The organism is Streptomyces sp. NPDC050423 (assembly GCF_040655445.1).
In the GTDB taxonomy this organism is placed as follows: Bacteria; Actinomycetota; Actinomycetes; order Streptomycetales; family Streptomycetaceae; genus Streptomyces.
The window spans coordinates 89,301-112,483 of sequence record NZ_JBFAJY010000024.1; the positions used below are offsets into that span (position 1 = coordinate 89,301).

The following is a 23,183-nucleotide window of genomic DNA, read 5'->3' on the forward strand; positions in this document are numbered from 1 at the left end:
CGAACCTCCACATCGTGCCACGCAGGTGAAGCAACCGGGTCCAGGCGATCGGAGCCCTATCCTTGTCCCGGCAGGTCACGGACCGCCCGGGTCCCAGGGCTCCAGGTCACCGAGGCCACCACCCGGCCCCCGTAGCTCAGTGGATAGAGCAGGCGCCTTCTAAGCGCTTGGCCGCAGGTTCGAGTCCTGCCGGGGGCACTCTCGCCGCACAGCGGCCGGCCCTCCCTCGCGGGAGGGCTTTTTCAGGTCTGGGGAACGTAGCGAGAACGACGTAGTGACGGCGTAAGGGCACGGAGAAGCCCTGGCCGGGCGACAGGGGCCGCAGCACCTGCGCCGGCACCTTCCGCAACTGAGATCCAGAGCGGCACAGCCGTATCGACGCTCACCTACGACGTACGGGTACCGCGCGCGCAGATCAAAGCGAAGGGTGGGACGCCCACCGCACCGGATCCGACGGGCGCCGTCGACAATCTGCCGGATCGTGCCGAGGTACCGGTGCCCGTTCCGGGTCCGACGGGACCGGCAGGGTCCGACGGGACCGGCAGGGTCCGACGGCAAGGACGGGGCGGACGGCAAGGACGGGGCGGACGGCAAGGACGGGCAGACCTGCCCCGACGGGCACAGCACTGGCGATGACCCGGGCGTGAATCAAGCGGTGCCGCTCGGCCGGCTGCGGCATCCCGGGATACCCGCGATCTGGGATGCCGTGATGAACCGGCGCCTGTCTCTCGCGGCACCGGTCGGCCGGGTAAACGTGGCCGGTCTACAGGGGCGCGTCGATCAGACGTGGAAGCTCTGGCATTCGAGCGGAACAACCGCACCGAGGTCGGCCGGCTGCCGCCTGCCCTGATCAAGGAGACCGAGGCTGCGGTGCGTTGAGGGTGGCGATGGCCCGCTCGACGGGTGCGCGGGTTTTGCGTGTGAGCGGTTGACGGCCTGCTGGCCTGTGGCCAGGGTCTCCCAGTGGCCCCAGTGGGGACGCCGGATGGGGCCGCCGGCGCCTCGGTAGCCTTTGTCCGCCCAGCACGGCATGTCAGCGTCGGTCAGGGCATCGATGATGCCGTGGGTGCGGGCTGCCCTGATGTCGTGGACGGCTCCGGGCAGCGCGGGCGAGGCCCACAGCAGCCGCCCTGCGGGGTCGGCGATGCCCTGCGTGTTCATGCCGTGTCTCTTGTGTTTCCCGAGTAGAAGGGGCGGCAGGCGGCGGTGCGGTCGATGGGGCGGCAGCGTGCCGTCCAGCATCAGATACGCCTTCATGGAGGCGGCCTTCATCACGTCGGCGAGGGTCGGTGCGAGGGTGGCCGGGAGCTCGACGGCCTCGGCGATGTACCGGTACGCGGTGGTGGTGCCGATCCCGAAACCGGCGGCAAGGTGAGGGTAAGTGTGTCCCGAACGCAAGTGGGCGAGGACCAGGAGCGCTTGCCGGCCGACGGGCAGCCGGCGCCACCGGGGCCCGCGTTCACGCCGGCTGGTCCGCAGCCGAGTGGCCAGGCAGCGCAGGGCTGAGGTGGACATCGACGCCAGACGGGTGGACAAGAACGCGGAAGCTCCTGGCGGGACAGGCGATCTTGGTTATGAACCCGCCTACCAGGAGCTTCTTCACGTCCAGCCACCGCCCCCAACTACCTGCCCGCACGGTCAGGGTGGAGGGCTCTCATGGCGTTCGTCCGTGTTTGCCTGTATTGGGTTCATCGCGTCTGAACCGCTCGATCGCCTCCAGCCACAACAGGGCCCGGAACGCCTGACGTTCGGCGGTCAGGCCGCTACTCGCGGCTACCGCGCACGGCGTGTCGCGCATATCAGCCCAGGTCATTTACCAAAACGCTGCAGCCAAAGCTGGTCGGAGGAGTTGGTGCAGTTCCAGATCTGCACTTGGACCCCAGTAGCGCCGCCCGGGACGTCGAGGCACTTGCCGGACTGGGGGTTGTACAAGGAATCGTTGGCATTGCGTATCCAGACCTGGGCGCCAGTGCCGTTGCAGGTGTACATGTCCACCTTGGTGCCGGCGGCTTTCCCGCCGCCAACGACGTCCAGGCACTTGCCGGAGACAGCGGACCGGATGGTGCTGCCGGCCGTGACTTCGGTCCACGTCTGGGAAGCGGTCACCGACCCATCAAAGTGACACTTGTCGTAGGCCTGGACCGGGGTGCCGTTCGCGGTGGAGCCGCCCAGGATGTCCAGGCACGCTATGGGAGCCCCACCCGTGGGATACACGAAGATGGAATGGAGCACCGCGTTCTGGTCCGCGCTCGCGGATCCGGCGCCGCCCATGGTGAGCGCGAGCGCGCCGACCGATACCGCCGCCAGCGCCAGCTTGGATCGCTTGCCTCGCAACCACGAGAACGTGTTGCCTGATCGTGCACGTGAGATGGTCATCTGAGCCATGCCTTTCGGAACGGGTGCGCGCCGCCTTCGATGCGGCGAGGACGCCAGTCGGGCGTCGCCTTGCAAGACGAGGGGTCCAGCGGTCTGGTTCACTCCGTCCGCCCGCCTCGGGCAAGCACAGTGTGCGGAGCTACCCCTGGGTACTCAGTGGGACGAAGCGATCTGACACCCTGTCAGCAAAAAGGTACCACTGACCTGCAGAGACGCACGTTTCGGCGTTGTATCCATGCACGCCACTGCTGGGAGCGAACCACCCGCAAGCAGTGCCCGCGTGCTCGGGCCGGCTGAGAACACATCAGCTTGGGCTTGCGGCTCACGGAGCGCTTTTCAACTTGGTGCGCCAGCTTGCCCGTTGGGCTGACAACGTGATGAAGCCCCTGGTAGATGGGTTTTCGACCAAGAGAGCGGCTCCTCCGCAAAATCCGGTGCTCCACCACCCGGATCACAGCCCTCGTGCAAGCCGTCCTGGCTCTGCATCCGGCCGGCTCAGACCGAGGATGAAAAGCCCCAGTGTCGAGTTAGCGCCAAAGTTCAAGAAAAGATAGGCCAAGCGCCTTTACCTAGATTGGTCCGGCGCCACCTGCGAATACGCAGGTCAGCACATCGCTCAACCTCGCACGCCTTCTAAGCGCTTGGCCGCAGGTTCGAGTCCTGCCGGGGGCGCTTCAGCCCAGCCGATGCCGGGCCCACCGTCCGGAGGGGCTTTTTGCTGGCCGGAGGGACGTCAGCGGGCACGGCGCAGTGACGGCGCAAGGCTGGACGGACCCCTGGTGAGGAGGGTGGCAGCCCGTCCGGGAGTGGTTGCCCGCGAGTACTGACGGGCATTTCCCCCGAGAGCCGTCCCGGGCCGGACTCAGCCCCGCACGACCCGCCGGACGGCCCGGCACAGCCCGTGCAACCCCGCACAGCCCCACGCCGCGGCAACACGGCGGTGGGGCGTGAAACCGGCAACCGGTACACGGGCGGTCAGTTGAACGACATTAGCTCGCATACAGAGCTAAAATGGACGGGTGATGGCGAGTGATCTCTCTGATGAGCTCGCCGGACTTCTGCCCCGCATCCAGCGACTCGCCCGGCGCAGAGTGTGGAACGGCTTGTCCGCTCCCCGGCTGCGCGGGGCGCACGCCGAACTGCTGCGACTGGTGGCCACCGAACCCGGCGTGCGGGTCTCGACGGCCGCACGGAGCCTCTGCCTCGCGGCCAACTCGGCGAGCACACTGGTGAGCCACCTGGTCGCGGAGGGACTCCTGCGGCGGGAGAGGGACCCCGGAGACGGGCGGGCCGCCCTGCTGTATCCCACCCCCGAGGGGGTGGAGAAGCTGCATGAGTGGCACGCCCGCCGTGAGGCGCTCTTCCGCCGGCACCTGGCCGGACTCGACGCCGACGACCGCATGGCACTCGCCGCCGCGCTCCCGGCCCTGCACAGACTCGCCGCGTCACTGCGCGAGGGGGATGAGACCGAGTGACCACAGAAACCGCGCCCGCCGTCCGCTGCACCGCTCTGACCTACAGCTTCGGCAGCTCGAAGGCCGTCGACAGCCTCGACCTGCTGGTCCGGCCCGGAGAGGTGTTCGGGCTCCTCGGTCCCAACGGCGCGGGCAAGACCACCACTATGCGTGCCATCACCACCCTGCTGCCCGTGCCGACCGGCGTCGTCGAGGTGTTCGGCCATGACGCGGCCCGGCAGCAGATGGCGGTGAGGCGGCTGCTCGGTTACGTACCGCAGCAGTTGTCGGCCGACGCGGGGCTCACCGGTCTGGAGAACGTCCAGCTCTTCGCCCGCGTGTACGACGTGCCCCGCCGTGAGCGTGCGGCACGGGTCGCTCAGGCCTTGGACGCCGTCGGCCTCGGCGATGTCGCGGGCCGGCTCGCCGCCACGTACTCCGGCGGCATGGTGCGCCGCCTCGAACTGGCCCAGGCCCTGGTCAGCGCCCCCCGCCTGCTGATCCTGGACGAGCCGACGATCGGCCTGGACCCGATCGCCCGGGACAGCGTCTGGGACCGGATCAACGAGATCCGGACCGGCACCGGGATGACCGTGCTGGTGACCACGCACTCCATGGACGAGGCCGACCGCCGCTGCGACCGGCTCGCCCTGATGCACCTCGGCAGGCTCCGGGCGCTCGGCACCCCCACCGAGCTGAAGAACGAACTGGTCGCCCACCGCCGGGAAACCGGCGAACCCGCCTCGCCGCCGCCGTCCCTGGAGGACGTCTTCCGGTACCACTCCGGAAGCGGACTGGACGACCCCGGGTCCGAGGAGGAGAAGGGAGCGTTCAACGATGTCCGCCGTACCCGCCGCACCGCAACCCGCCGCGGCTGAGCCCGACCCGCGCTACGCCCTGCTGCTCACCCCGCCACCGCCCCGCACCGGCTGGCAGGTCGTGCCGGCCCGGGTGGGCGCGATGTGCGCCGTCGAACTGCAGAAGCTGCTGCACGACCGTACCGAGATCTACACCCGCGCCGTCCAGCCCGCGCTCTGGCTGCTGATCTTCGGCACGACGTTCTCCCGCATCCACGCCATCCCCACCGGCGGCGTCCCCTATCTCGACTTCCTCGCGCCCGGGATCATCGCCCAGTCGGCCATGTTCATCGCGATCTTCTACGGCATCATGATCATCTGGGAGCGCGACTCCGGCGTCCTCACCAAACTCATGGTCACACCGACCCCCCGGTCCGCCCTCGTGACGGGCAAGGCGTTCGCCGCCGGGGTGAAGGCCGTGATCCAGGCCGTCGTCGTCATCGTGATCGCCGCCCTGCTCGGCGTCGGCATGAGCTGGAATCCGCTGCATCTGCTCGGCGTGGTCGTGGTGGTCGTGCTCGCCTCGGCGTTCTTCTCGTGCCTGTCGATGTCGATCGCCGGGATCGTCCTCACCCGCGACCGGCTGATGGGCATCGGCCAGGCGATCACCATGCCGCTGTTCTTCGCCTCCAACGCGCTCTACCCGGTCGCCCTGATGCCCGGCTGGCTCCAGGCGATCAGCAAGGTGAACCCGCTGAGTTACCAGGTCGACGCCCTGCGCGGCCTGCTCATCGGCACGCCGTCCCATCTCGGCCTGGACTTCGGGGTGCTGGCCTTCGCCGCCGCGGTCGGCATCGCGGCCGCCGGATCACTGCTCGGCCGGCTCGCCCGCTGAGGACGAAGCGCCGTCCCGCCCGGCGCAGAACCCCCGCACCGCGCCCCCGGGAGCGCTGCGGGGGTTCTGTGCCGGTGTGGCAGCCACGTATGTGAATCGATTCACCGCGACGGAAGAGAACCGGCCCGTCAAGGCGCCGTCGAGGACCCCTACCCACCCGACCCGCGTGCATCCATTTTCCCTTCACACCTCCCCCCAACCTCAGCAAATTCCCGCTGCCCACCCATTGACTAGGCCTGCAATCCCCGTCTAGCTTCCGAGGAGCCCGATTGAAACCTTTCACGACGTGTGGGTCCCTACGGCCTTCCGCCGGCTCGGTCCACCGCTCAGGAGCCCCTCATGAACAAGTCCGCCAAGGGCCCGGACTCGGCCCCGGAGCCGGCCCCGGTTCTGGCGCTGAAGGGTGTGAGCAAATCCTTCGGTGCCGTACGGGCCCTGCAGGACGTGTCACTCGAACTCTTCCCCGGTGAGGCGCACGCACTCGCCGGGGAGAACGGCGCGGGAAAGTCCACCCTCATCAAGGCGCTCGCCGGGGTGCACCGCCCTGACAACGGTGTCGTGCTGCTCGACGGGCAGCCCGTCGTCTTCAACGGGCCCGCCGCCGCCCGTGACGCCGGTATCGCCGTCATCTACCAGGAGCCGACGCTCTTCCCCGATCTGTCGATCGCCGAGAACATCTTCATGGGCCGCCAGCCCCGGCGTTCCTTCGGCCGGATCGACCGCAGGGCCGTGCACGACACGACCGCGGGGCTGATGCGCCGGCTCGGGGTGGACCTGGCCCCCGACCGGCCGGCCCGCGGGCTCTCCATCGCCGACCAGCAGATCGTCGAGATCGCCAAGGCGCTGTCCTTCGAGGCCCGCGTCCTGATCATGGACGAGCCGACCGCCGCACTCACCGGCAGCGAGACGGCCCGGCTGTTCTCCGTCGTACGGGCGCTGCGCGCCGAGGGTGCGGCCGTGCTGTTCATCTCGCACCGGCTGGACGAGATCTTCGAGCTGTGCCAGCGCGTCACCACCCTCCGCGACGGCAGGTGGATCTCCTCCGAGCCGCTGGACGGGCTCACCGAGGACGGCCTCGTGCGGCTCATGGTCGGCCGCGACCTCGACGACCTCTACCCGAAGCAGGACGCCGCCGTCGGCGAGGTCGCCCTCGCCGTGAGCCGGCTGACCCGGGAGGGCGTCTTCCACGACGTGTCGTTCGAGGTGCGCCGGGGCGAGATCGTCGCGCTGGCCGGGCTCGTCGGGGCCGGCCGTACCGAGGTGGCCCAGGCCGTCTTCGGCGTCGACCGCGCCGACGCGGGCGAGGTGCGGGTGAACGGCACCGCGCTGCGCCCCGGTTCGCCCACCGCCGCGATGGCCGCCGGGCTCGCCCTCGTACCGGAGGACCGCAGGCAGCGCGGGCTCGTCATGGAGATGTCGATCGAGCGCAACATCGGCCTCACCGGGCTCGACGAGGTACGCCGCGGCGGACTCGTCAGCCGGGCCCTGGAGCACGACCGGGCCGCCGACTGGGCACTGCGCCTCCAGCTCAAGTACAACCGGCTGGCCGACACCGTCGGGGTCCTCTCCGGCGGCAACCAGCAGAAGGTCGTGCTGGCCAAGTGGCTGGCCACCGAACCCTGCGTACTCATCGTCGACGAGCCCACCCGCGGCATCGACGTCGGCACCAAGGCCGAGGTCCACCGGCTGCTCTCCGCACTGGCCGCCGAAGGGCTCGCCGTGCTGATGATCTCCTCCGACCTGCCCGAGGTGATCGGCATGGCCGACCGGGTGCTCGTCATGCACGAGGGCCGGCTCGTCGCCGAACTCCCGCGCACGCGAGCCACCGAGGAGACGGTCATGGCGGCGGCGACCGGACTCGGCGAAAGGAACGCGGCATGACCACCACCGTCGTAAGCCCGCCGGACGGCGGCCCGCAGGCGCCGGCCCGCAGCGCCGCCTCGCTCGTGGACACGGTCTTCCAGGCCCGTGAGATCTCCATCGCCGGGGCGTTGATCCTGCTGATCCTCGGCACCTATCTGGCCAACCCGCGCTTCCTGTCCGACCAGGGCATCAAGGACCTGCTGCTCAACTCCTCGATCCTGGTGCTGCTCGCGGTCGGCCAGTCCGCCGTCGTCATCACCCGCAACATCGATCTGTCGGTCGGCTCCGTCGTCGGGCTCTCCGCCTTCGCCTGCGGCAAGTTCGTGGCCGGCACCGATCACGGCGTCCTCACCGTCATGCTGCTGGGCATCGCCATCGGGGTGGTCTGCGGGCTGGTCTCCGGCGCGCTCGTCAGCTTCGGCAAGGTGCCGGCGCTCGTCGTGACGCTCGGCATGCTCTACATCATCCAGGGCGTCGACTACTGGTGGGCGCAGGGCGACCAGATCGGCGCCGCCGAGGTCCCCGACCAGATCCTCGGCCTCGGCAGCGGGAGCCTCCTGGGCGTGCCGTATCTGCCGCTGATCACCGTGGTGCTGCTCGCCGCGACCGCGTACTTCCTGCGCAGCTACCGCTCGGGGCGCGAGCTGTACGCGATCGGGTCGAGCCCGGAGGCCGCCGTGCTCGCCGGGGTGCCGATCCGGCGCCGGATCCTGGCCGCGTACGCCTTCTCGGGGGCCGTCGCCGGTTTCGCCGGCACCCTGTGGCTCGCCCGCTTCGGCACGGTCGTCGCGGACAACGCGCACGGCTGGGAGCTGACCGTCGTGAGCGCCGTGGTCGTCGGCGGTGTCGCCATCACGGGCGGCACGGGAACGGTGTGGGGCGCCGCACTGGGCGCCCTGCTGCTCACCACCATCGGCAGCGTGCTGGTGGTCCTGAAGGTCGACTCCTTCTGGCAGGGCGCCATCACCGGCGCGCTGCTGCTCCTGGCCATCAGCATCGACCGAATCGTGAACCTGCGGATGACCGCCGCACTGAGGAAGAGGAGCGCCCGGCATGGCAATGGCGCCTGAGACCGAGAAGGCGGTGCCCGCGGCCCCGCAGGGGTCCGCCGGGACGAAGAGCTCGCTGCGCGGCCTGGCCCTGCGCTGGGACACCGCGGTCGGGGCGCTCCTGGTGGCCGTCGTCGTGGCCGGACTCGGCACCACCGACGGCTTCGGCTCGGGCGAGAACCTCGCGTTCGCCTTCAACGACATCGCCGAAGTCGCCCTCATCGCCCTGCCGATGACGCTTCTGGTGGTCGCCGGGCAGGTCGACCTGTCGGTCGCCTCGATGCTGGGCCTGGGCAGTGCGCTGACCGGTGCGCTGTGGAACGCGGGGTGGGCGTTCGAGACGATCGTGCCGGTGGTGCTGCTGGTGGGCGTCGCCGGAGGGCTGCTCAACGGCTGGCTGGTCACCAAGGTCGGGCTGCCGTCGCTGGCCGTCACCATCGGCACCCTGGCGCTCTACCGGGGCCTGGCCTCGGTGGCGCTCGGCAGCGACGCGGTGACCGACTTCCCGCAGACCTACTCCGACTGGGCCGTCGACACGACCACGGTGCCGGGCACCTTCCTCACGTACCCGGTCCTGCTGTTCATCGTGCTCGCCGTGATCACCGCGATCGTGCTGCACGCGACCGGCCTGGGGCGTTCCCTGTTCGCGATCGGGGCGCAGGAGGAGGCGGCGTACTTCGCGGGCATCCGGGTCAAGCGGATCAAGCTGCTGCTGTTCGTCGTCGCCGGGCTGTTCTCGGCCTTCGCGGGGATCGTCTTCACCCTCCGTTACGGAAGTGCCCGCGCCGACAACGGGCTCGGCTTCGAAATGCTCGTCATCGCCTCCGTACTGCTCGGGGGCATCGACTTCGACGGCGGAAAGGGCACGCTCTTCGGCGCGGTCGCCGGGGTGCTGCTCATCGGCGTCCTGAAGAACCTGCTGACCCTCAACGACATCGCCAACGAGGTGCAGGTCATCGTGACCGGTCTGCTGCTCGTGGCGTCCGTCCTCACCCCACGCGTCATCGCGGCCGTGGTCGAACGACGGCACCGGCGCGCCGCCGGTGCCCGCCCCTGATCCCTCCCTCTTCTCCTCCCTCTTCTCCTTCTCCTCCTGCTTCGTCCTCGTACGTACTCCTCGAAAGGCACACCGCCGCCATGATGCTCCGCAATGCCGCTGGGCGCCGCGCCGTCACCACCGCCGCCACCGCGCTCTCGCTCGCCCTCGCCCTCAGCGCCTGTTCCGGCACCACGAAGGGCAGTTCCGACAAGGAGTCCACGAAGGCCGAGGCCACGGCGAAGGCCGATCCGGGCGCGGCGCTGAAGAAGGGACTGAAGCTCGCCTTCCTGCCCAAGCAGATCAACAACCCGTACGAGAAGATCGTCGACGACGCGGGGATCGAGGCGGCCAAGGAGTACGGCGGTACGGGCAAGGAGGTCGGTCCGTCCGACGCCAGCGCCTCCTCCCAGGTCAGCTACATCAACACGCTGATCCAGCAGCGCCAGGACGCGATCCTGGTCGCCGCCAACGACCCGAACGCGGTGTGCGGCCCGCTGAAGCAAGCCATGAAGAAGAACATCAAGGTCGTGGCCTACGACTCCGACACCGCGAAGGAGTGCCGCCAGCTCTTCATCAACCAGGCGAGCTCCGAGGAGATCGGCCGCAGCCTGGTGCAGCACCTCGGTGAGCAGATCGGCTACAAGGGCAAGATCGCGATCCTCTCGGCCACCCAGAACGCGACGAACCAGAACACCTGGATCGAGTTCATGAAGGACGAGCTGAAGCTGCCCAAGTACAAGGACATGAAGCTGGTGAAGGTGGCGTACGGGGACGACGCGGACCAGAAGTCGTTCCAGCAGACCCAGGGCCTGATGCAGGCCTACCCCGACCTGAAGGGCATCATCTCGCCCACCACGGTCGGCATCGCGGCGGCCGCCCGCTACCTGAGCGACTCCTCGTACAAGGGCAAGGTCGTGCTGAACGGCCTGGGCACGCCGAACCAGATGCGCAAGTACGTCAAGGACGACACCGTCGAGCAGTTCTCGCTGTGGAACCCGGAGGAGCTCGGATACCTCGGTTCGTACGCCGCGGCGGCGCTGGCGTCCGGTCAGATCACCGGTGCGGAGGGCGAGAAGTTCAAGGCGGGCAAGCTCGGCGAGTACACGATCGGCAAGGACGGCGAGGTCATCCTCGGCAAGCCGACCGTGTTCGACAAAAAGAACATCGACAAGTTCGACTTCTGAGTCCTCGCCGCCACTTCACCCACCGGAGCACCTGACCCCATGCAGCGTGTCTGCTTCCTGCTGAACGTACGCCGGGACCGGATCGACGAGTACCGCGAGCGTCACGCCGCGGTCTGGCCCGACATGCTCGCCGCGCTCTCCGCGGCGGGCTGGCACAACTACTCGCTCTTCCTGCGCGAGGACGGGCTGCTCGTCGGCTATCTGGAGACGGCGGACTTCGACGCGGCACGCGAGGCGATGGCCGCCACCGGGGTGAACGAGCGGTGGCAGCGGGACATGGCGGACTTCTTCGAGCAGCCGGAGGCGGCGGACGACGCGATGGTGCCGCTCGCCGAGGTGTTCCACCTGGCGTGAGGCACCGCGGGCGGGCCCGGGTTCCCAGGGGATCCGGGCCTGGCTATTGCCGGGAGGGGCACTTGTAGGGCTTGGTCATGTGCGGTCCGTGATGGCGTGTCTTCTTGATCGGTCATGTCGTTGATCGAGTGTGCTGGGTGAGCAGTTGGCGCCGCCGGCCAATTCGCCGGATGGCCTGGCGGCAGGGCAGTAAAGGCACGATGACCTCACGGTTCCCGGTCCCACCAGGAGAAATGGCGCCCTGGCTCTTCGGACAGCGGGCAAGCAGTCCCTGGCCGCCGCCTGCAGCCTGCGCGGCGGCCATGGACCGATGCGCGACCGCCGACACGCACGCGACTACGAACGCCTCGTCAGCATTCCGAACGCTCATTACCTGGACGCCATCACCCTCATGCCCCGCCGAATCACACGTATCCCGGCCCGCGCCAAGCACACCCCCAGCACGCCGACGCCCATCGCCGCCCAGGGCGAACCATGCGCCGCCTGAGGACATCGGGTGCCGGAACCCGCCGCCTTGGTGCGGCGTCCCCGCTGCCCTGCCAGAACCCCATCCCGACAGCCGCGAGGCCTGGACCGGTAGGGCGCGAGCGACTCCTGATGCGGTCCCACCCGGCTCCGAGGTTCAGAGGCATTCAGTCAGCAGCTCTCGCGGCTCGCGGGCGCCGTGACCAAACCCGATGGTGCACGGGCCTACTTGTCGTCGATTTTTCCAGTGAACTCCAGGATTGTGGCCGCGAGTGCTTCAGGAGCTTCCTGCGCGATGAGGTGGCCGACCCCCTCGAGATGCACTGCTGTGACCTCGCTTACGGACACCTGACGGAAGGTCATTTCGGTAATTCGGTGGCCGGCACCCTCAACGGTGAGTACCGGGACGGCGATCGGGTGCGACTCGGCCAGCGCCTTGGTTGCGCCTTCGTCGGAGAAAAGCCCTCGGTAAAGGCCCTCCGTACCTCGCCAGGCGTTCGGGCGCGCGTAGCTTCGAACGAACTCGTCGACGTCGCTTTCGCCAATGGAACCCTCCGTCCCGTTCATCAGCGGGAAGGCCCAGTCGGCCAGGAGTTCGCGCTCATGGCCGGGAAGGAGCATTCCAGGGATACCCGGAGCGCCGAGGAATCCGACGTGCCAAGAACCGTGGTTATTCACGTCGGCAAGAGCCTCAAGTCCGAAACCGGCCAGGGCCGTCTCGATTCCGATGAAGCTGATGACGTCCTCGGGGTGCGTCGCCGCGAAGCGGAAGCCTGTGCCGCCGCTGATGTCCTGGCAAAGGATATGAACGGGACCCGCGCCGATGTGCTCGACGAGATGGTGCAGGTCCTCGGCTGCGACCGCCTCGCCGTACTCGGTGTCGGCGTTGCTGGAGTCGCCGAACCCGCGGAGGTCGAGGGCGAAGACCCGGTGAGTCTGCGCGAGCAGCGGAATCAGCTTGCGGAACGCCCACCAAGTCTCCGGCCAGCCGTGCACCAGCAGGATCGGAGAGCCGTCGGTGCCGGCGGAGACGTAGTGCAGTCGCGTTCCGTTGACGTCGGCGAGATGGTGCGTGACGCCGGGAAGGGTCGCGCCGGAGGGTGTGGTTGCAGTCACGAGAAGCTCCCAAATAGGCAACCTGGTTGCCAACCAAGATAGGCAACCAGGTTGCCCATGTCAAAGGTGGCCGTATGCTGGCTGCATGTCCAGATCAGGCGCCGATCTCGCCTTGCTCCTGCTCGCCAGCTTCCGCACTTTGGCGGATCGAGCCACCGCCGAGCTCGCCGCGCGCGGGTACGAGGACGTACGGCCGGTGCACGACTTTGCTCTGCACTCGATTTTGTCCGGCGCCGACAGCGCTTCCGAACTCGCCCGCAGAATGTCGGTGACGAGACAAGCAGCCGCGAAGACAATCGCCGCACTGGAGGAACGCAATTACGTAGCGCGCCAACCTGATTCGGCCGACCGTCGACGGACGCGACTTCGCGTCACCGAGCACGGACTCGCCATGTTGCAACAGGGCGAAGCGATCTTCGACGAGCTGCGTGAGCAGTGGGAGAAACAGGTGGGTGCAGCGTCGCTCTCAGTACTCGAGGAGGCACTTCGATCGCTCGTTGGGGACGGTGCGATCCGGCTCGATTCACCGGGGTGGATCGCGCGCGACCCGGACGTGCAGTAGGCCCTCCCGCGTCACGCCGCTCCAAGCGAACAGAGAAGCGAAGAATCCGCAAGGAATACCCGTTCGCTCCCGCGCGAGATCGGCGGCTGACGTTTCGGAGGACTAGAAAAAGTGCTGCCGCCATTTCGCAGCAGGACTAGACTGGTTCGCGGCGACGGTCAGCAGGACGAAGGCGGCGAGCGAGAGGGCGGTCCGGACTTGGTGGAGGATGTTCCAGCGGGCCTCGAACGCGGTACGGGCCGCGCTGTCGCCGCCCTCGCCCGGTGCCCCAGGCGTCCGGGCTGCCCCCGTCGTCCGCGCCTGTGACGGTGATTCCGATGCGGCGAGCGCCTTGTTGAGCGGGATGTTGCCCGCGATCGTGACCAGGTGCGAGCCGATGGCGCAGACCAGCGCCGCGGCCACCGGCGGCCGGCCCCATACGTCCCGCTCGGCGACGAGCACGGCGGCCGGGAAGGCGATCACGCCGAGGAAGACGATCAGGAACACGGGTCCGGGGACCTTCTCGTTGAAGCGGCGCATCGCGGCCGTGAAGTCACCGTCCGGCAGGGCCGCGAGGCCGGGCATGATCGCGATCAGGAACGTCAGCAGGAAGCCCGCGTAGAGGCCGGTCGTGATCACGGCGAGTGCGAGGAACAGGGAGGCCATGGGCTCATCATGGCGCAGCGGACTCGGCCGCACAGCCTGATTTCGCACGGTTGCGCGATCAAAGATCGCGGCCGGTTCCGGCCTCGGCGCGGGCGGCCCGGGTCAGTCCATCTCTCCCTCTCCCGTATCCGTTCCGGTGTCCTCGTGGCCGCCCCTGAGGCGGTCCGCGCGGCCGATCGCGGTGGCCAGTCTCGCCACCGGGTCGTCCTCCGTCGCGGCGGCCAGCGCCTTTGCCCTGGAGGCGAGTTCACCGAGTCCGGGCGTGCCCGGGAGCCCCCCGCCGCGCAGGGTGTCGGCGAAGTAGGCGGCCACCGCCGTCACCTGGAGCCAGGTGCTGCGGCCGCCCCAGAGCCTCCCCCCGATCGCCCCGGTCTCCACCGAACCCGTCTCCTCGTGCGCGGCCCGGGACCCGGGGTCCAGCCAGCGCACTGTCGCGGTGGCCACATGGCCCGAGGCGCCGTCCCGCAGACGCACGGCGTAGAGCGCCGTCACCGTGTGGCCGGGGCCGATCTCGCCGCCGTCCACGCTGTCGTCGCGGAAGTCCTCGTCGGCGACCTTGCGGTCCTCGTAGCCGATCAGCCTGAACTTCTCGACGGTCTCCGGGTCGAAGGCCACCTGCGCCTTGGCGTCACGCGCCGTCAGTTCGAGGTGCGCGGGCAGCTGGTCGACGAAGACCTTGCGGGCCTGCTCCTCGTCCGCGATGTACGTGGTGTGGCCGTCGCCCTTGTCGGTGAGCCGCTCCATCAGCGCGTCGCCGTAGTCGCTGCCGACCCCGACCCCGAAGAGGGTGATGCCGTACTCGCGGCGGGCGGAGCCGATCCGTTCGAGGATCGCGTCGGCGTCGGTCTCCCCGGTGTTGGCGAGCGCGTCGGAGAGCAGGACGACCCGGTTGTTGGCACCCTTGCGGTGGCCGTCCACCGCCTCCTCGTACCCGCGCCGGACGCCTGCCTCCACGTTGGTGGAATCGGTGGCCTCCATGGAGTCGACGGCGTCGTGGATCTTTCCGCGGTGGTCCCGCAGCCGGGTCATCGGCAGCACGGTCTCCGCCTCGTCGCTGAAGGTGACCAGGGAGACCGAGTCGTCGTCGCGCAGTTCGTCGGTGAGGATGCCGAGCGAGGTCTTCACCAGGCCGAGCCGGTCCGACGAGGCCATCGAGCCGGAGATGTCGACGACGAAGGTGAGGGCGGCGGGCGGCCGTTCGGTGCTCCTGGGCGCGGCCCTGGTCGCCAGGCCGACCCGTACCAGCGACCAGTCACCGCCCTCGGCGCCGGCCCGTGCCCCGTCGACGGAGACCGTGAAGCCATTGCCCTTCGGGCGCCGGTAGCCCTGGCGGAAGCTGTTGACGAACTCCTCCGGCCGTACGGTCTCCGGCTCCGGCAGCCTGCCGTCGGAGAGGGTTCGGCGCGCGTATCCGTAGGACGCGGTGTCGACGTCCAGGGCGAAGGTGGACAGGTAGTCGGGTGGTGCGGACTCCTTCAGTCCGTCCGCCTTCTTCGCACCCTCCCGGGCCGTGCCGCCCGCCCCGCCCGTTGCGGCCGGTGCGGGGGCGGGCGCTCCCCGGCGGTCCGAGGCGGCACTCTTGCCGCCGGATCCCTCCCCCGACCCCGTGCAGCCCGTGAGCAGCACCCCGCCCGCCAGGAGCAGCCCCAGCGCCCCCCGGTACATCCGTGTCCGCCGTTCCATTCCCGTACCCCCCGCGTCGTCGTGTCCCACGTGTGAATGTGACGTGCGAGCGGGGCCGCAGGAGCCGGCGGAGACGTTGCGGAAGCATCTCGATGCGGCAACGAAGGACGGGAGTTCAGCGGCATACCAGGGGTAGGACACGGGTCAGGAGACGATGTCCTTACGGCTGAACCCGCGGAAGGCGAAAGCGAACAGGATCAGGGCGTACGTCACCGAGATCGCCGCGCCCTTCACCATGCCGCCCCACTCCAGGTCGGGCTGGAGCGCGTCCGCCCAGGCGAACTGCCAGTGGGCGGGCAGGAAGTCGCGCCAGGAGCCGAGCGCGGTGACGGCGTCCAGTACGTTGCCGACGATGGTCAGCCCGACCGCGCCGCCGACCGCGCCCAGCGGGGCGTCCGTCCTGGTCGAGAGCCAGAACGCCAGTCCGGCGGTGACGAGTTGGGAGACGAAGATGAACGCGACGACGAGCGCGAGCCGCGGCACGGTGTCCCCGGTCGCGAGCGCGCCGCCGGTGGGCAGTTCGAGCGGCCCCCAGCCGTACGCGGCGGCTCCCGCGGCCAGGGCGACGAGCGGCAGCAGCACCATCGCGGCGAGGCTGAAGCCGAGCGCGACGACGAGCTTGCTCCACAGCAGCCGAGCCCGGGGCACGGGCGCCGCCAGCAGATAGCGCAGCGAGGACCAACTGGCCTCGGAGGCGACGGTGTCACCGCAGAACAGCGCCACCGGGACCACGAGCAGGAACCCGGCCGAGACGAACAGGCAGGTAGCGGCGAAGTTCGCGGCGGACTGCGTCGCGGTGTCCATCAGGGTGAGCCGGCCGCCGCCCCCGGGCCCGCCGTCCGGGGTGCCGCCGATCGCGAACGCGATGATCAGGATGAACGGCAGCGCGGCCAGCACCCCGCCCATGAGCAGGGTGCGCCGCCTGCGCAGTTGGCGTGCGGCCTCCACCCGCAGCGGGAGGGTGTGCCGGGCGCGGTATCCGGGCGCCTGAGGGGCCTCGGTGACTTCGGCTGCGGTACTCATGCGGAGGCTCCGGAGATCAGGGTGAGGAACGCGTCCTCCAGGCGGCGGTGCGGCCCGACGCCGGTCAACGGCACGTCCAGCCTGACCAGTTCGGCGATCAGCTGCGGGGAGGTCGCCCCGTCGAGCCGGACCAGGAGCCCGTGCCCGTCGTCCGTGCGGATGGCGGAGCCGATGCCCGGCAGTGCGGCGATCTTCTCCACGAGGGGTTCGGTGAGCTCGTCCGCCGAGGTGACGAGCAGCATGTCGCCCGAGCCGGTGATCTCGGCGACCGGGCCCGCCTGGACGAGCCGGCCCCGGTCCATGACCACCAGGTGGGTGCAGGACTGCTCGACCTCGGACAGGAGGTGGCTGGAGACGATGACGGTCCGGCCGCCGGCCGCGTACCGGATCATCACGTCGCGCATCTCGCGGATCTGTGGCGGGTCGAGGCCGTTGGTCGGTTCGTCGAGGATGAGGAGGTCCGGCATGCCCAGCATGGCCTGGGCGATGGCGAGCCGCTGCCGCATGCCCTGCGAGTACGTGCGGACGGCCCGTGCCAGTGCGTCGCCGAGGCCGGCGATCTCCAGGGCCTCCTCGATGTACGAGTCCGCGGCGGGCCGCCCGGTGGCCTGCCAGTACAGCTCCAGGTTGGCGCGGCCGGACAGGTGCGGCAGGAATCCGGCGCCCTCGACGAAGGACCCGACCCGTGACAGCACGGGCGCCCCGGGCCGGATGGCCCGCCCGAAGACCCTGATCTCTCCGTCGTCGGGGGTGATGAGCCCCATCAGCATGCGCAGCGTCGTGGTCTTCCCCGCGCCGTTGGGTCCCAGCAGCCCGAGCACCTGGCCCTTCTCGACCCGGAAGGACAGCTCCCGGACCGCGTACCGGTCGGCGGACTTGGCGTACTTCTTCGACAGGCCGGTGATCTGGAGCGGTACGTCGGTGAGTGCGGGGTCCGGGGCGGGGCCTGCGGTCCGGCGCCGCATGGTGAGCAGCAGGGCGGCGGCGATCACGACGGCGGCGGCCGGGAGTCCCCAGGTCCACCAGGGCAGGGTGGCCGATGCGGTGGTGAGGCCGGGTGCGGTGGGGATGGTGAGAGGGCCGTCGAGGGAGACGGTGTACGTGGCCGGCGCGGCCGGGGAGGCGTAGCCGAGGTCGGTGGCGGCCAGCACGAGCCGGAGCCGGTGTCCGGAGTCGAGTGCGTGGTCGACGGCGGGCAGCGTCAGCGTCAGGGGCTTGCCCTGCTGGTCGGGGGTGATCCGGTAGGGGGCGACGAGCTGGGAGGGCAGCACCTGCTGCTTGCCGTCCGGCGACACGTCGTACACCTTGCCGAACAGGACCGCGTCGCCCTGCCCCGCCTTCACGTTCACGCGCACGGTCGGCGAGCCGGTGATGCGCAGCCCGGTCGTCAGCGGGGCGGATTCGAAGCGGGCGTTCTGCCCGGGGAAGTCGACGGAGAGCCCGACGCCGAGCGTGGACAGCTGGGCCAGGCCGCCGCCGATGCCGGGCACGGCGGAGATGGCGGGCGGGCTCGCCCCGGCGGGGTTGGCGAACGTCTGGGTCCGCCGTCCCCGCAGCTCGATCCGCTCGTCCCCGCTGGTCAGCCCCGGGTAGGTGTCGGCGCTCGCGCCGCGGGTGAGGGCGGCGCCGTCGGTGGAGTCGATGCCTCCGGTCCGGGTGACGCGGAAGGCGGGTCCGGTGTCGGCGCCCTTGTCGTCCTTCAGGTAGCGGTCGAACCAGTTGTCGACCCGCTGCCGCACCCGGTGGGACTCCTTGTCGCCGCCGTCGTGTCCGCCGGCGACCCAGTCCACGGCGACGGGCGCGCCGTTCGCCTTGACGGCCTTCGCCATGGCGTCGGCCTGCCCGAGCGGGAAGAGGGAGTCGGTCTGCCCCTGCATGATCAGCGTCGGCACCTTGATGCGGTCGGCCACGGCGCTAGGTGACCGCTCGGTGAGCAGCGCACGGGCGGCGGCGTCCGGCTTCCCGCTGACTGCGACCCGCTCGTACATCTCGCAGAGCTGCTTCTCCAGGTTCCGGCAGCCACCGCCGGTGGTGACGAAGAGTCCGGCCCAGAGTTTCTTGAACACCCCGTCGGGGAACAGCGCGTCGGCAAGGTTCCAGTACGTCATCTCCGGGGCGATGGCGTCGACGCGCCGGTCGTACCCGGCGGCGAGGAGCGAGATCGCTCCGCCGTAGGAGGCGCCCGTGACCCCGACCCTCGGGTCGCCCGCGGCGTCGAGCTGGACCTCGGGCCGGTCCGCCAGCCAGTCGATCAGCCGGGAGACGTCCTTCACCTCCGCGTCGGGTGCGTTGAGCGCGACCTTCCCGCCGGACTCGCCGAAGCCGCGGGCGGACCAGGTCAGCACCGCGTATCCGTCCGCCGCCAACTGCTGGGCCTGCGCCCGGTTGTCGGCCTTGCTGCCGCCGAAGCCGTGCCCGATCAGCACCGCGGGCCGGCGCCGTGAACCGCCGGTGGTGAAGTACGAGGTGTCGATGGACACCCCGTCGATGCGCATCATCCGGTCCTGGCGGTGCACGGCCGGCGCGCTGTCGTCGGCGGTGGCGGTCCAGGTGCCCGCCCCGGCCAGCACGACGAGTGCGGCGATGCCGGCGGCCCACCGGCTGCGGCTGCGGGGCAGCAGGCGCCGCCACCGGGACGTACGCGCGTGAGGGGTCTCCATGTGTCGAGCCTAAGCGGGACAACACCCCGCCCACGCTGCCCCCAGGGGGAGGTCCCCGGCCTCCTCAGGGCGTACGGCGATCCCCGGGCGTACTCCGCCTGCGGTATGCCTGGCGGTCCCCCGCCCCGGCCAGACCTCCTGAAGGTCCGTCGCGGACCACTCGGTGGAATTTCGCCGCGTCACGACCGTCACGGAACTCGAAGCCGACCGGCACCTCAGAGAACTGACACGGGCGCTCGCCGCAGCGCCTCGGGAGCGGGGCTGCTACGGCATGCGGCGCGGCGTCCATCTCGACAACAATGGCCATATAAGGATCGGAAGAGAATTCTTGATCTTCATTCGGAAAACCATCGGGCAGAAGTCGACCAGCAATTCCCGTGCCAAGACATCCAGCATTGTCCCCGCTTACGCCCTCTCTGACGCTGCAAAAGAGAGCTGCCCGACCTCAATCTCCTACGTGGACGGTGTCAACGCGAGCGGAGGCGACTACTCGGGGACCCTCCATGATCAGGATCTCGCCGCCAGGGGCCAGGTAGGGAAGTGCGAGGTCGCGTACGAGGAAATCGACCTTGCATGTCCTGGAGCCGTCCTCGCGGACGGCGGTCTCCTCCAACAAGATGCTCAGCTGGTCGGCGGAAGCAGGCCATCCGGGCTGGAGTTCGCGGTCGTCGCCCTGGACGAATGCAGCTGTCGCCATATAGACAGGGGCCGTTGGAGGCCCCGACCGCCGCCCCCCTTCCTCAGCCGAGCGCCAGAACACGACCGCCTCGGCCACCGGGTCTTCGATCTTCTCCATCATGGCCACAGCCTAATCCCATCCATCATTTTGTTGATCTGGGCGAGCTGGTCCCCGTCGGCGTAGTAGCCGGGGCCGACACCGTCGAGCTTCCCCGCGTGAAAGTGCAGTTTGTCTGCCAACGATCTGGGCAATCCGGTGGTGACGGTCAGGCCGTCTCCTCCATTGAGCAGCTCACCCCAGCGATCAGCATGCGCGCCCTGGGTCGCAAACCATTTGCCTTCCATCTGACCGAAACCGGTCCCGAACTGGTTGGTCGAAGCGATCGCATCGAATTCCCGGGCATCGACATTACGGAAGATCTGCACCCTGTCGGCGGCTGCGCGTTGACCCGGTTGAACGGCTGCGGATGGCACGCATGGTGAAAGTCCTGGAGGATCTGTCCAAGCCTGTGGGTTCGCGACATAAGCCAGAGGGTTCGGGCATGGTGCAAGCCCCAGTGGATCTGGGCTCAGATAGCGCGCTGTCTCTGGGTCGTAGTAGCGGTGAACGTTGTAGTGATGACCCGTTTCGAAGTGGGTGTATTCGTGGCTGGTCACACCGCCGTTGGCATCGGTGTGTGTGAGGCAGTTGCCCTCGCCGTCGTAGGTCCAGGACTCCGCCGTGCCGTCCGGATCCGTCCGGCGCAGCAGGTGGCCTTCCCCCGAACGTTGGTAGTGAGTGGTGGCTCCCAAGGGATCCGTCTCGGCTGCGATGCGACCGAAGGCGTCTCGGTGAAGATGCGTGGTGGCACCGAGCCCGTCGGTGATCTCCGTGGGGAGCCCTGTGGCATCGCAGCGGACCCTCGTGGTGGCGCCCAGTGGATTGGTGACGGCGAGCAGGCCGCCACGGGCGTCGTACAGGTAGTGGGTGGTGGCTCCGAGCGGGTCGGTGACTGCGGTCAGGTTCCCCCGGGCATCGAAGGTCTGCTGCCGGACAGTGCCGTCCGGGGAGGTGATCTCCACCGGGTTGCCTCGGGTATCACGGGTGAGTGAGCAGCTGCTGCCGTCCGGGCGGACGAGGTGGCTCAGGCGGCCGTCGGCGTCGTAGCCCAGGTGAGTGGTGCGTCCCAGCGCATCGGTCTCGGAAAGGGGTCGCCCGGCCTCGTCATAGCTGGTGCGGGTGATGGCGCCGTTGGGGTCGATCTCGGCCACGACCAGGTGCCGGTGGTCGATCAGGGAGTGGGACACGGTCCCGCTCGCCGAGGTCAGGGTGGTGGTCTTCAGCCCGGGGAAGTCCGGGCGGGCGCCGTCGTAGGCGAGGCGGAGGGTGAAGTGACCTCCTTCGCCGCCTTCCGCGACGACCCGGTCCTGATCGTCGTAGTCATAGGTGTAGGAGCGGTTGTTGGTGTCGGTCCAGGCGGTGATGCGGCCTGCGGGGTCGTTGGTGAAGCGGAGCGGGAGGCCGGAGGAGTTCGGGGTCGACGCGGGGGTGCACCGCGGCGTACAGCAAGGCGCGCCGCTGCCGGGCGTATCCCAGCGCCACCGCAGCGGTCCAGGGCAGTCGCAGCAGAGCGAAGTTCGCCAGCGCCGCACCCGCCGGGGTCCCCTCGCGTTCCGCAGCGAGCCGGACGGCCGGCTCCAGGCGCTTGCCCCGGCGCCCGGCACGGATGTCCCAGAGCGCGGCCAGCGCCAGACAGACCAGTACCGTCCACCAGCCGGCCGCCGCCAGGCGGTCGTACCACTCCAGCTGCCAACCGTCCGAACCCTGCTTTTCGGCGGCGTAGTTGACCACCGTGTGCTGGGCAATCGCCAGTGCGAGCGGTACCAGTCCGACCAGCCGGGCCCACCATGCGCGCCCGAGCAGAAACAGCCCCACCCCCAGGCCCCCGAGCACCGACCACACCACATGATGCTCAGCCGTGATGCTCACGTCGAAGCTCCCCAGCGCCACCGTGCCCACCGGCGCGGGAAACCAATGCCCCAGCAGCTCGGGGAATCCCGCGACGAACGGCGCCGAGAAGCCGCTGCCCACCATCCAGCCGCCCTCCACCGGGCGCACCACCGCATCCGGTGCCAACGCGTACTGAGCAACGGCCTCCACCAGCCCGAAGCCCGCCCCGACGGCACCACCCAGCACGGCGAAGTCCGACATCCCCCACTGCATTCGCCCACGCAACGCCCAGCCGGCCAGCAGAAGGGGAGCGATCTTCAGCAGCTCCTCGGCCACCGGCGCCGTCGTCCACATCACCGTGCCCAGCACGTCATGAAGCGAACTCCCCTCGGAGGCCGCCAGCCGCCGCCACGAACAGTTCAACCAACACTGAAGCGACACCACTGCCATAGGCGCCAACACCGAGGGCCAGCAGCACCGTCGACCATCGCACCGTACGAACCGGCCAGGAGAGCAGCAGCAACTGCAGCACACCCCACACCGATGCCGCCGCCATCCAGAACGCCACGCCCACCCCTCACTACATATTTGCATACGCACACGCAAATGCCTGGGCAGAGTAGATTATGCGAGCCGCAGAGTTCAAGACCCGCAGCGAATACGGCGGAAACCACCTGCCCGCGTAATCCCGTCGTGCCGCTCCGGCCGGGCTGGCACCCTGCCCGCATGGCTCATTCAGAGGTGCTGCTCATCGGCGGACGCGCGGGCGTGGGGAAAACGACCGTGGCCTGGGAGGTGTCGGCGCGGCTGCGGGAGGCCGGGACCCCGCACACGGTCATCGACGGCGACTTCATGGGCCAGGTCCACCCGGCGCCGGAGAACGACCCGCACCGCGCGCAGATCACCGAACGGAACCTGACGGCGGTCTGGTCCAACTTCGCGGACCTGGGACACCGCCGCCTCATCTACACGAACACGGTCAGCGTGCTGGCCGAGTCGGCGCCCATGTTCGAGCGCGCGATGGGCGCCGACGTACGGATCGTACGGATCCTGCTCACCGCGTCCGACGAGACGACGGCCCAGCGCCTGACCGGCCGCGAAATCGGTTCGGAGCTGGAGCACGAACTGCGCGGCAGCGCCCGCAAGGCCCGTCTGCTCGACGAACAGGCTCCGGCGGACACGGTCAGGGTGAACACGGACGGGCGGACGGTGGTGGACATCGCGCACGAGATCGTGGCGGCGACGGGGTGGGGGCCGGAGCCGCCTGACGGAGCTGACCGCACCCTCCGCAGGCGACCTCGTTGTACGGGACAGCCCTAGCCTCGCGCTTTCACGAGCGGGCTCGTCCATGCCTTGATCAAATAAGCGGAGAGTGCTCCTGACCTGCAACGATGGGACTTGTCTAGGGTC

The 23,183-nt window shown here is 69.4% G+C and carries 20 protein-coding genes, 1 tRNA gene and 2 pseudogenes; 12 read left to right on the top strand and 11 right to left on the bottom strand.

Features of this window, described 5'->3' with window-relative positions:
• The first annotated feature begins 125 nt into the window (after positions 1-125).
• Positions 126-198: transfer RNA gene (locus AB0I52_RS19240), tRNA-Arg, on the top strand.
• Between the two features lie 673 nt (positions 199-871).
• Here AB0I52_RS19240 and AB0I52_RS19245 read toward each other — a convergent pair.
• Together AB0I52_RS19245 and AB0I52_RS19250 are read right to left on the bottom strand one after the other, a co-directional pair.
• Positions 872-1,567, bottom strand: a pseudogene (locus AB0I52_RS19245) (transposase family protein); the annotation flags it as partial.
• 242 nt (positions 1,568-1,809) lie between these two features.
• Entirely contained in the window at positions 1,810-2,376 is a 567-nt protein-coding gene (locus AB0I52_RS19250; protein ID WP_363074050.1) for a ricin-type beta-trefoil lectin domain protein, read from the bottom strand.
• A gap of 414 nt (positions 2,377-2,790) precedes the next feature.
• Between AB0I52_RS19250 and AB0I52_RS19255 the strand changes: the two are divergent.
• The 9 genes and pseudogenes from AB0I52_RS19255 to AB0I52_RS19295 form a co-directional block, all read left to right on the top strand.
• Positions 2,791-2,886: pseudogene (locus tag AB0I52_RS19255) on the top strand (IS5/IS1182 family transposase); the annotation flags it as partial.
• A 512-nt stretch (positions 2,887-3,398) separates the two neighbouring features.
• Positions 3,399-3,851 carry a MarR family transcriptional regulator gene (locus tag AB0I52_RS19260; protein ID WP_363074052.1) on the top strand — a complete coding sequence of 151 codons (453 nt, stop codon included), beginning with the start codon at positions 3,399-3,401 and terminating at the stop codon, positions 3,849-3,851.
• Complete coding sequence (locus tag AB0I52_RS19265) at positions 3,848-4,708, top strand: ATP-binding cassette domain-containing protein (protein ID WP_363074054.1); 861 nt, start codon at positions 3,848-3,850, stop codon at positions 4,706-4,708. Before AB0I52_RS19260 ends, AB0I52_RS19265 begins: the two co-directional genes overlap by 4 nt.
• Complete coding sequence (locus tag AB0I52_RS19270; protein ID WP_363074056.1) at positions 4,668-5,522, top strand: ABC transporter permease; 855 nt, start codon at positions 4,668-4,670, stop codon at positions 5,520-5,522. Before AB0I52_RS19265 ends, AB0I52_RS19270 begins: the two co-directional genes overlap by 41 nt.
• A gap of 339 nt (positions 5,523-5,861) precedes the next feature.
• A complete protein-coding gene (locus AB0I52_RS19275) occupies positions 5,862-7,403 on the top strand; it encodes a sugar ABC transporter ATP-binding protein (RefSeq protein ID WP_363074057.1) in 1,542 nt (513 codons plus the stop codon).
• Positions 7,400-8,455 (top strand): ABC transporter permease, encoded by a 1,056-nt coding sequence (locus AB0I52_RS19280; protein WP_363074059.1) that lies wholly within the window; start codon positions 7,400-7,402, stop codon positions 8,453-8,455. The genes AB0I52_RS19275 and AB0I52_RS19280 overlap by 4 nt, the downstream gene beginning before the upstream one ends.
• Entirely contained in the window at positions 8,439-9,491 is a 1,053-nt protein-coding gene (locus AB0I52_RS19285; protein WP_363074061.1) for an ABC transporter permease, read from the top strand. The genes AB0I52_RS19280 and AB0I52_RS19285 overlap by 17 nt, the downstream gene beginning before the upstream one ends.
• A gap of 80 nt (positions 9,492-9,571) precedes the next feature.
• A complete protein-coding gene (gene rhaS / locus AB0I52_RS19290; protein ID WP_363074063.1) occupies positions 9,572-10,657 on the top strand; it encodes a rhamnose ABC transporter substrate-binding protein in 1,086 nt (361 codons plus the stop codon).
• Between the two features lie 39 nt (positions 10,658-10,696).
• A complete protein-coding gene (locus tag AB0I52_RS19295) occupies positions 10,697-11,011 on the top strand; it encodes an L-rhamnose mutarotase (RefSeq protein WP_363074065.1) in 315 nt (104 codons plus the stop codon).
• 690 nt (positions 11,012-11,701) lie between these two features.
• On the opposite strand, the gene AB0I52_RS19300 is transcribed toward AB0I52_RS19295, so the two are convergent.
• Entirely contained in the window at positions 11,702-12,592 is an 891-nt protein-coding gene (locus tag AB0I52_RS19300; protein WP_363074067.1) for an alpha/beta hydrolase, read from the bottom strand.
• 85 nt (positions 12,593-12,677) lie between these two features.
• Between AB0I52_RS19300 and AB0I52_RS19305 the strand changes: the two genes are divergently transcribed.
• Positions 12,678-13,154 carry a MarR family transcriptional regulator gene (locus tag AB0I52_RS19305; RefSeq protein WP_363074069.1) on the top strand — a complete coding sequence of 159 codons (477 nt, stop codon included), beginning with the start codon at positions 12,678-12,680 and terminating at the stop codon, positions 13,152-13,154.
• Between the two features lie 102 nt (positions 13,155-13,256).
• Here AB0I52_RS19305 and AB0I52_RS19310 read toward each other — a convergent pair whose 3' ends face one another.
• The 8 genes from AB0I52_RS19310 to AB0I52_RS19345 all read right to left on the bottom strand — a co-directional run bounded on the left by AB0I52_RS19310 (position 13,257) and on the right by AB0I52_RS19345 (position 22,341).
• Positions 13,257-13,799: an anthrone oxygenase family protein gene (locus AB0I52_RS19310; protein WP_363074071.1), complete on the bottom strand. Its 543-nt coding sequence runs from the start codon at positions 13,797-13,799 to the stop codon at positions 13,257-13,259.
• A gap of 102 nt (positions 13,800-13,901) precedes the next feature.
• Complete coding sequence (locus AB0I52_RS19315; RefSeq protein WP_363074073.1) at positions 13,902-15,482, bottom strand: von Willebrand factor type A domain-containing protein; 1,581 nt, start codon at positions 15,480-15,482, stop codon at positions 13,902-13,904.
• 144 nt (positions 15,483-15,626) lie between these two features.
• Positions 15,627-16,505, bottom strand: a complete 879-nt coding sequence (locus tag AB0I52_RS19320; protein WP_363074075.1) for an ABC transporter permease — start codon at positions 16,503-16,505, stop codon at positions 15,627-15,629.
• Positions 16,502-19,165, bottom strand: a complete 2,664-nt coding sequence (locus tag AB0I52_RS19325; RefSeq protein ID WP_363074077.1) for an alpha/beta fold hydrolase — start codon at positions 19,163-19,165, stop codon at positions 16,502-16,504. The genes AB0I52_RS19320 and AB0I52_RS19325 overlap by 4 nt, the downstream gene beginning before the upstream one ends.
• A 445-nt stretch (positions 19,166-19,610) precedes the next feature.
• Positions 19,611-19,964 (bottom strand): hypothetical protein, encoded by a 354-nt coding sequence (locus AB0I52_RS19330; protein ID WP_363074079.1) that lies wholly within the window; start codon positions 19,962-19,964, stop codon positions 19,611-19,613.
• On the bottom strand, positions 19,961-21,307 hold the full coding sequence (locus AB0I52_RS19335; protein WP_363074105.1) for an RHS repeat-associated core domain-containing protein: 1,347 nt from the start codon (positions 21,305-21,307) through the stop codon (positions 19,961-19,963). Before AB0I52_RS19335 ends, AB0I52_RS19330 begins: the two co-directional genes overlap by 4 nt.
• Complete coding sequence (locus tag AB0I52_RS19340) at positions 21,264-22,142, bottom strand: hypothetical protein (protein ID WP_363074081.1); 879 nt, start codon at positions 22,140-22,142, stop codon at positions 21,264-21,266. Before AB0I52_RS19340 ends, AB0I52_RS19335 begins: the two co-directional genes overlap by 44 nt.
• A 1-nt stretch (position 22,143) precedes the next feature.
• Positions 22,144-22,341 carry a hypothetical protein gene (locus AB0I52_RS19345; protein ID WP_363074083.1) on the bottom strand — a complete coding sequence of 66 codons (198 nt, stop codon included), beginning with the start codon at positions 22,339-22,341 and terminating at the stop codon, positions 22,144-22,146.
• A 158-nt stretch (positions 22,342-22,499) separates the two neighbouring features.
• Between AB0I52_RS19345 and AB0I52_RS19350 the strand changes: the two genes are divergently transcribed.
• Positions 22,500-23,093: an adenylyl-sulfate kinase gene (locus AB0I52_RS19350; RefSeq protein WP_363074085.1), complete on the top strand. Its 594-nt coding sequence runs from the start codon at positions 22,500-22,502 to the stop codon at positions 23,091-23,093.
• Positions 23,094-23,183 lie beyond the last annotated feature (90 nt).

What these genes read in the sequence shown, in the direction of transcription:
- AB0I52_RS19250 (WP_363074050.1), bottom strand. Translation starts at nt 2,376, where the DNA reads ATGACCATCTCACGTGCACGATCAGGCAACACGTTCTCGTGGTTGCGA.
- AB0I52_RS19260 (WP_363074052.1), top strand. Translation starts at nt 3,399, where the DNA reads ATGGCGAGTGATCTCTCTGATGAGCTCGCCGGACTTCTGCCCCGCATC.
- AB0I52_RS19270 (WP_363074056.1), top strand. Translation starts at nt 4,668, where the DNA reads ATGTCCGCCGTACCCGCCGCACCGCAACCCGCCGCGGCTGAGCCCGAC.
- AB0I52_RS19275 (WP_363074057.1), top strand. Translation starts at nt 5,862, where the DNA reads ATGAACAAGTCCGCCAAGGGCCCGGACTCGGCCCCGGAGCCGGCCCCG.
- AB0I52_RS19280 (WP_363074059.1), top strand. Translation starts at nt 7,400, where the DNA reads ATGACCACCACCGTCGTAAGCCCGCCGGACGGCGGCCCGCAGGCGCCG.
- AB0I52_RS19285 (WP_363074061.1), top strand. Translation starts at nt 8,439, where the DNA reads ATGGCAATGGCGCCTGAGACCGAGAAGGCGGTGCCCGCGGCCCCGCAG.
- rhaS (WP_363074063.1), top strand. Translation starts at nt 9,572, where the DNA reads ATGATGCTCCGCAATGCCGCTGGGCGCCGCGCCGTCACCACCGCCGCC.
- AB0I52_RS19295 (WP_363074065.1), top strand. Translation starts at nt 10,697, where the DNA reads ATGCAGCGTGTCTGCTTCCTGCTGAACGTACGCCGGGACCGGATCGAC.
- AB0I52_RS19305 (WP_363074069.1), top strand. Translation starts at nt 12,678, where the DNA reads ATGTCCAGATCAGGCGCCGATCTCGCCTTGCTCCTGCTCGCCAGCTTC.
- AB0I52_RS19310 (WP_363074071.1), bottom strand. Translation starts at nt 13,799, where the DNA reads ATGGCCTCCCTGTTCCTCGCACTCGCCGTGATCACGACCGGCCTCTAC.
- AB0I52_RS19315 (WP_363074073.1), bottom strand. Translation starts at nt 15,482, where the DNA reads ATGGAACGGCGGACACGGATGTACCGGGGGGCGCTGGGGCTGCTCCTG.
- AB0I52_RS19320 (WP_363074075.1), bottom strand. Translation starts at nt 16,505, where the DNA reads ATGAGTACCGCAGCCGAAGTCACCGAGGCCCCTCAGGCGCCCGGATAC.
- AB0I52_RS19325 (WP_363074077.1), bottom strand. Translation starts at nt 19,165, where the DNA reads ATGGAGACCCCTCACGCGCGTACGTCCCGGTGGCGGCGCCTGCTGCCC.
- AB0I52_RS19330 (WP_363074079.1), bottom strand. Translation starts at nt 19,964, where the DNA reads ATGATGGAGAAGATCGAAGACCCGGTGGCCGAGGCGGTCGTGTTCTGG.
- AB0I52_RS19350 (WP_363074085.1), top strand. Translation starts at nt 22,500, where the DNA reads ATGGCTCATTCAGAGGTGCTGCTCATCGGCGGACGCGCGGGCGTGGGG.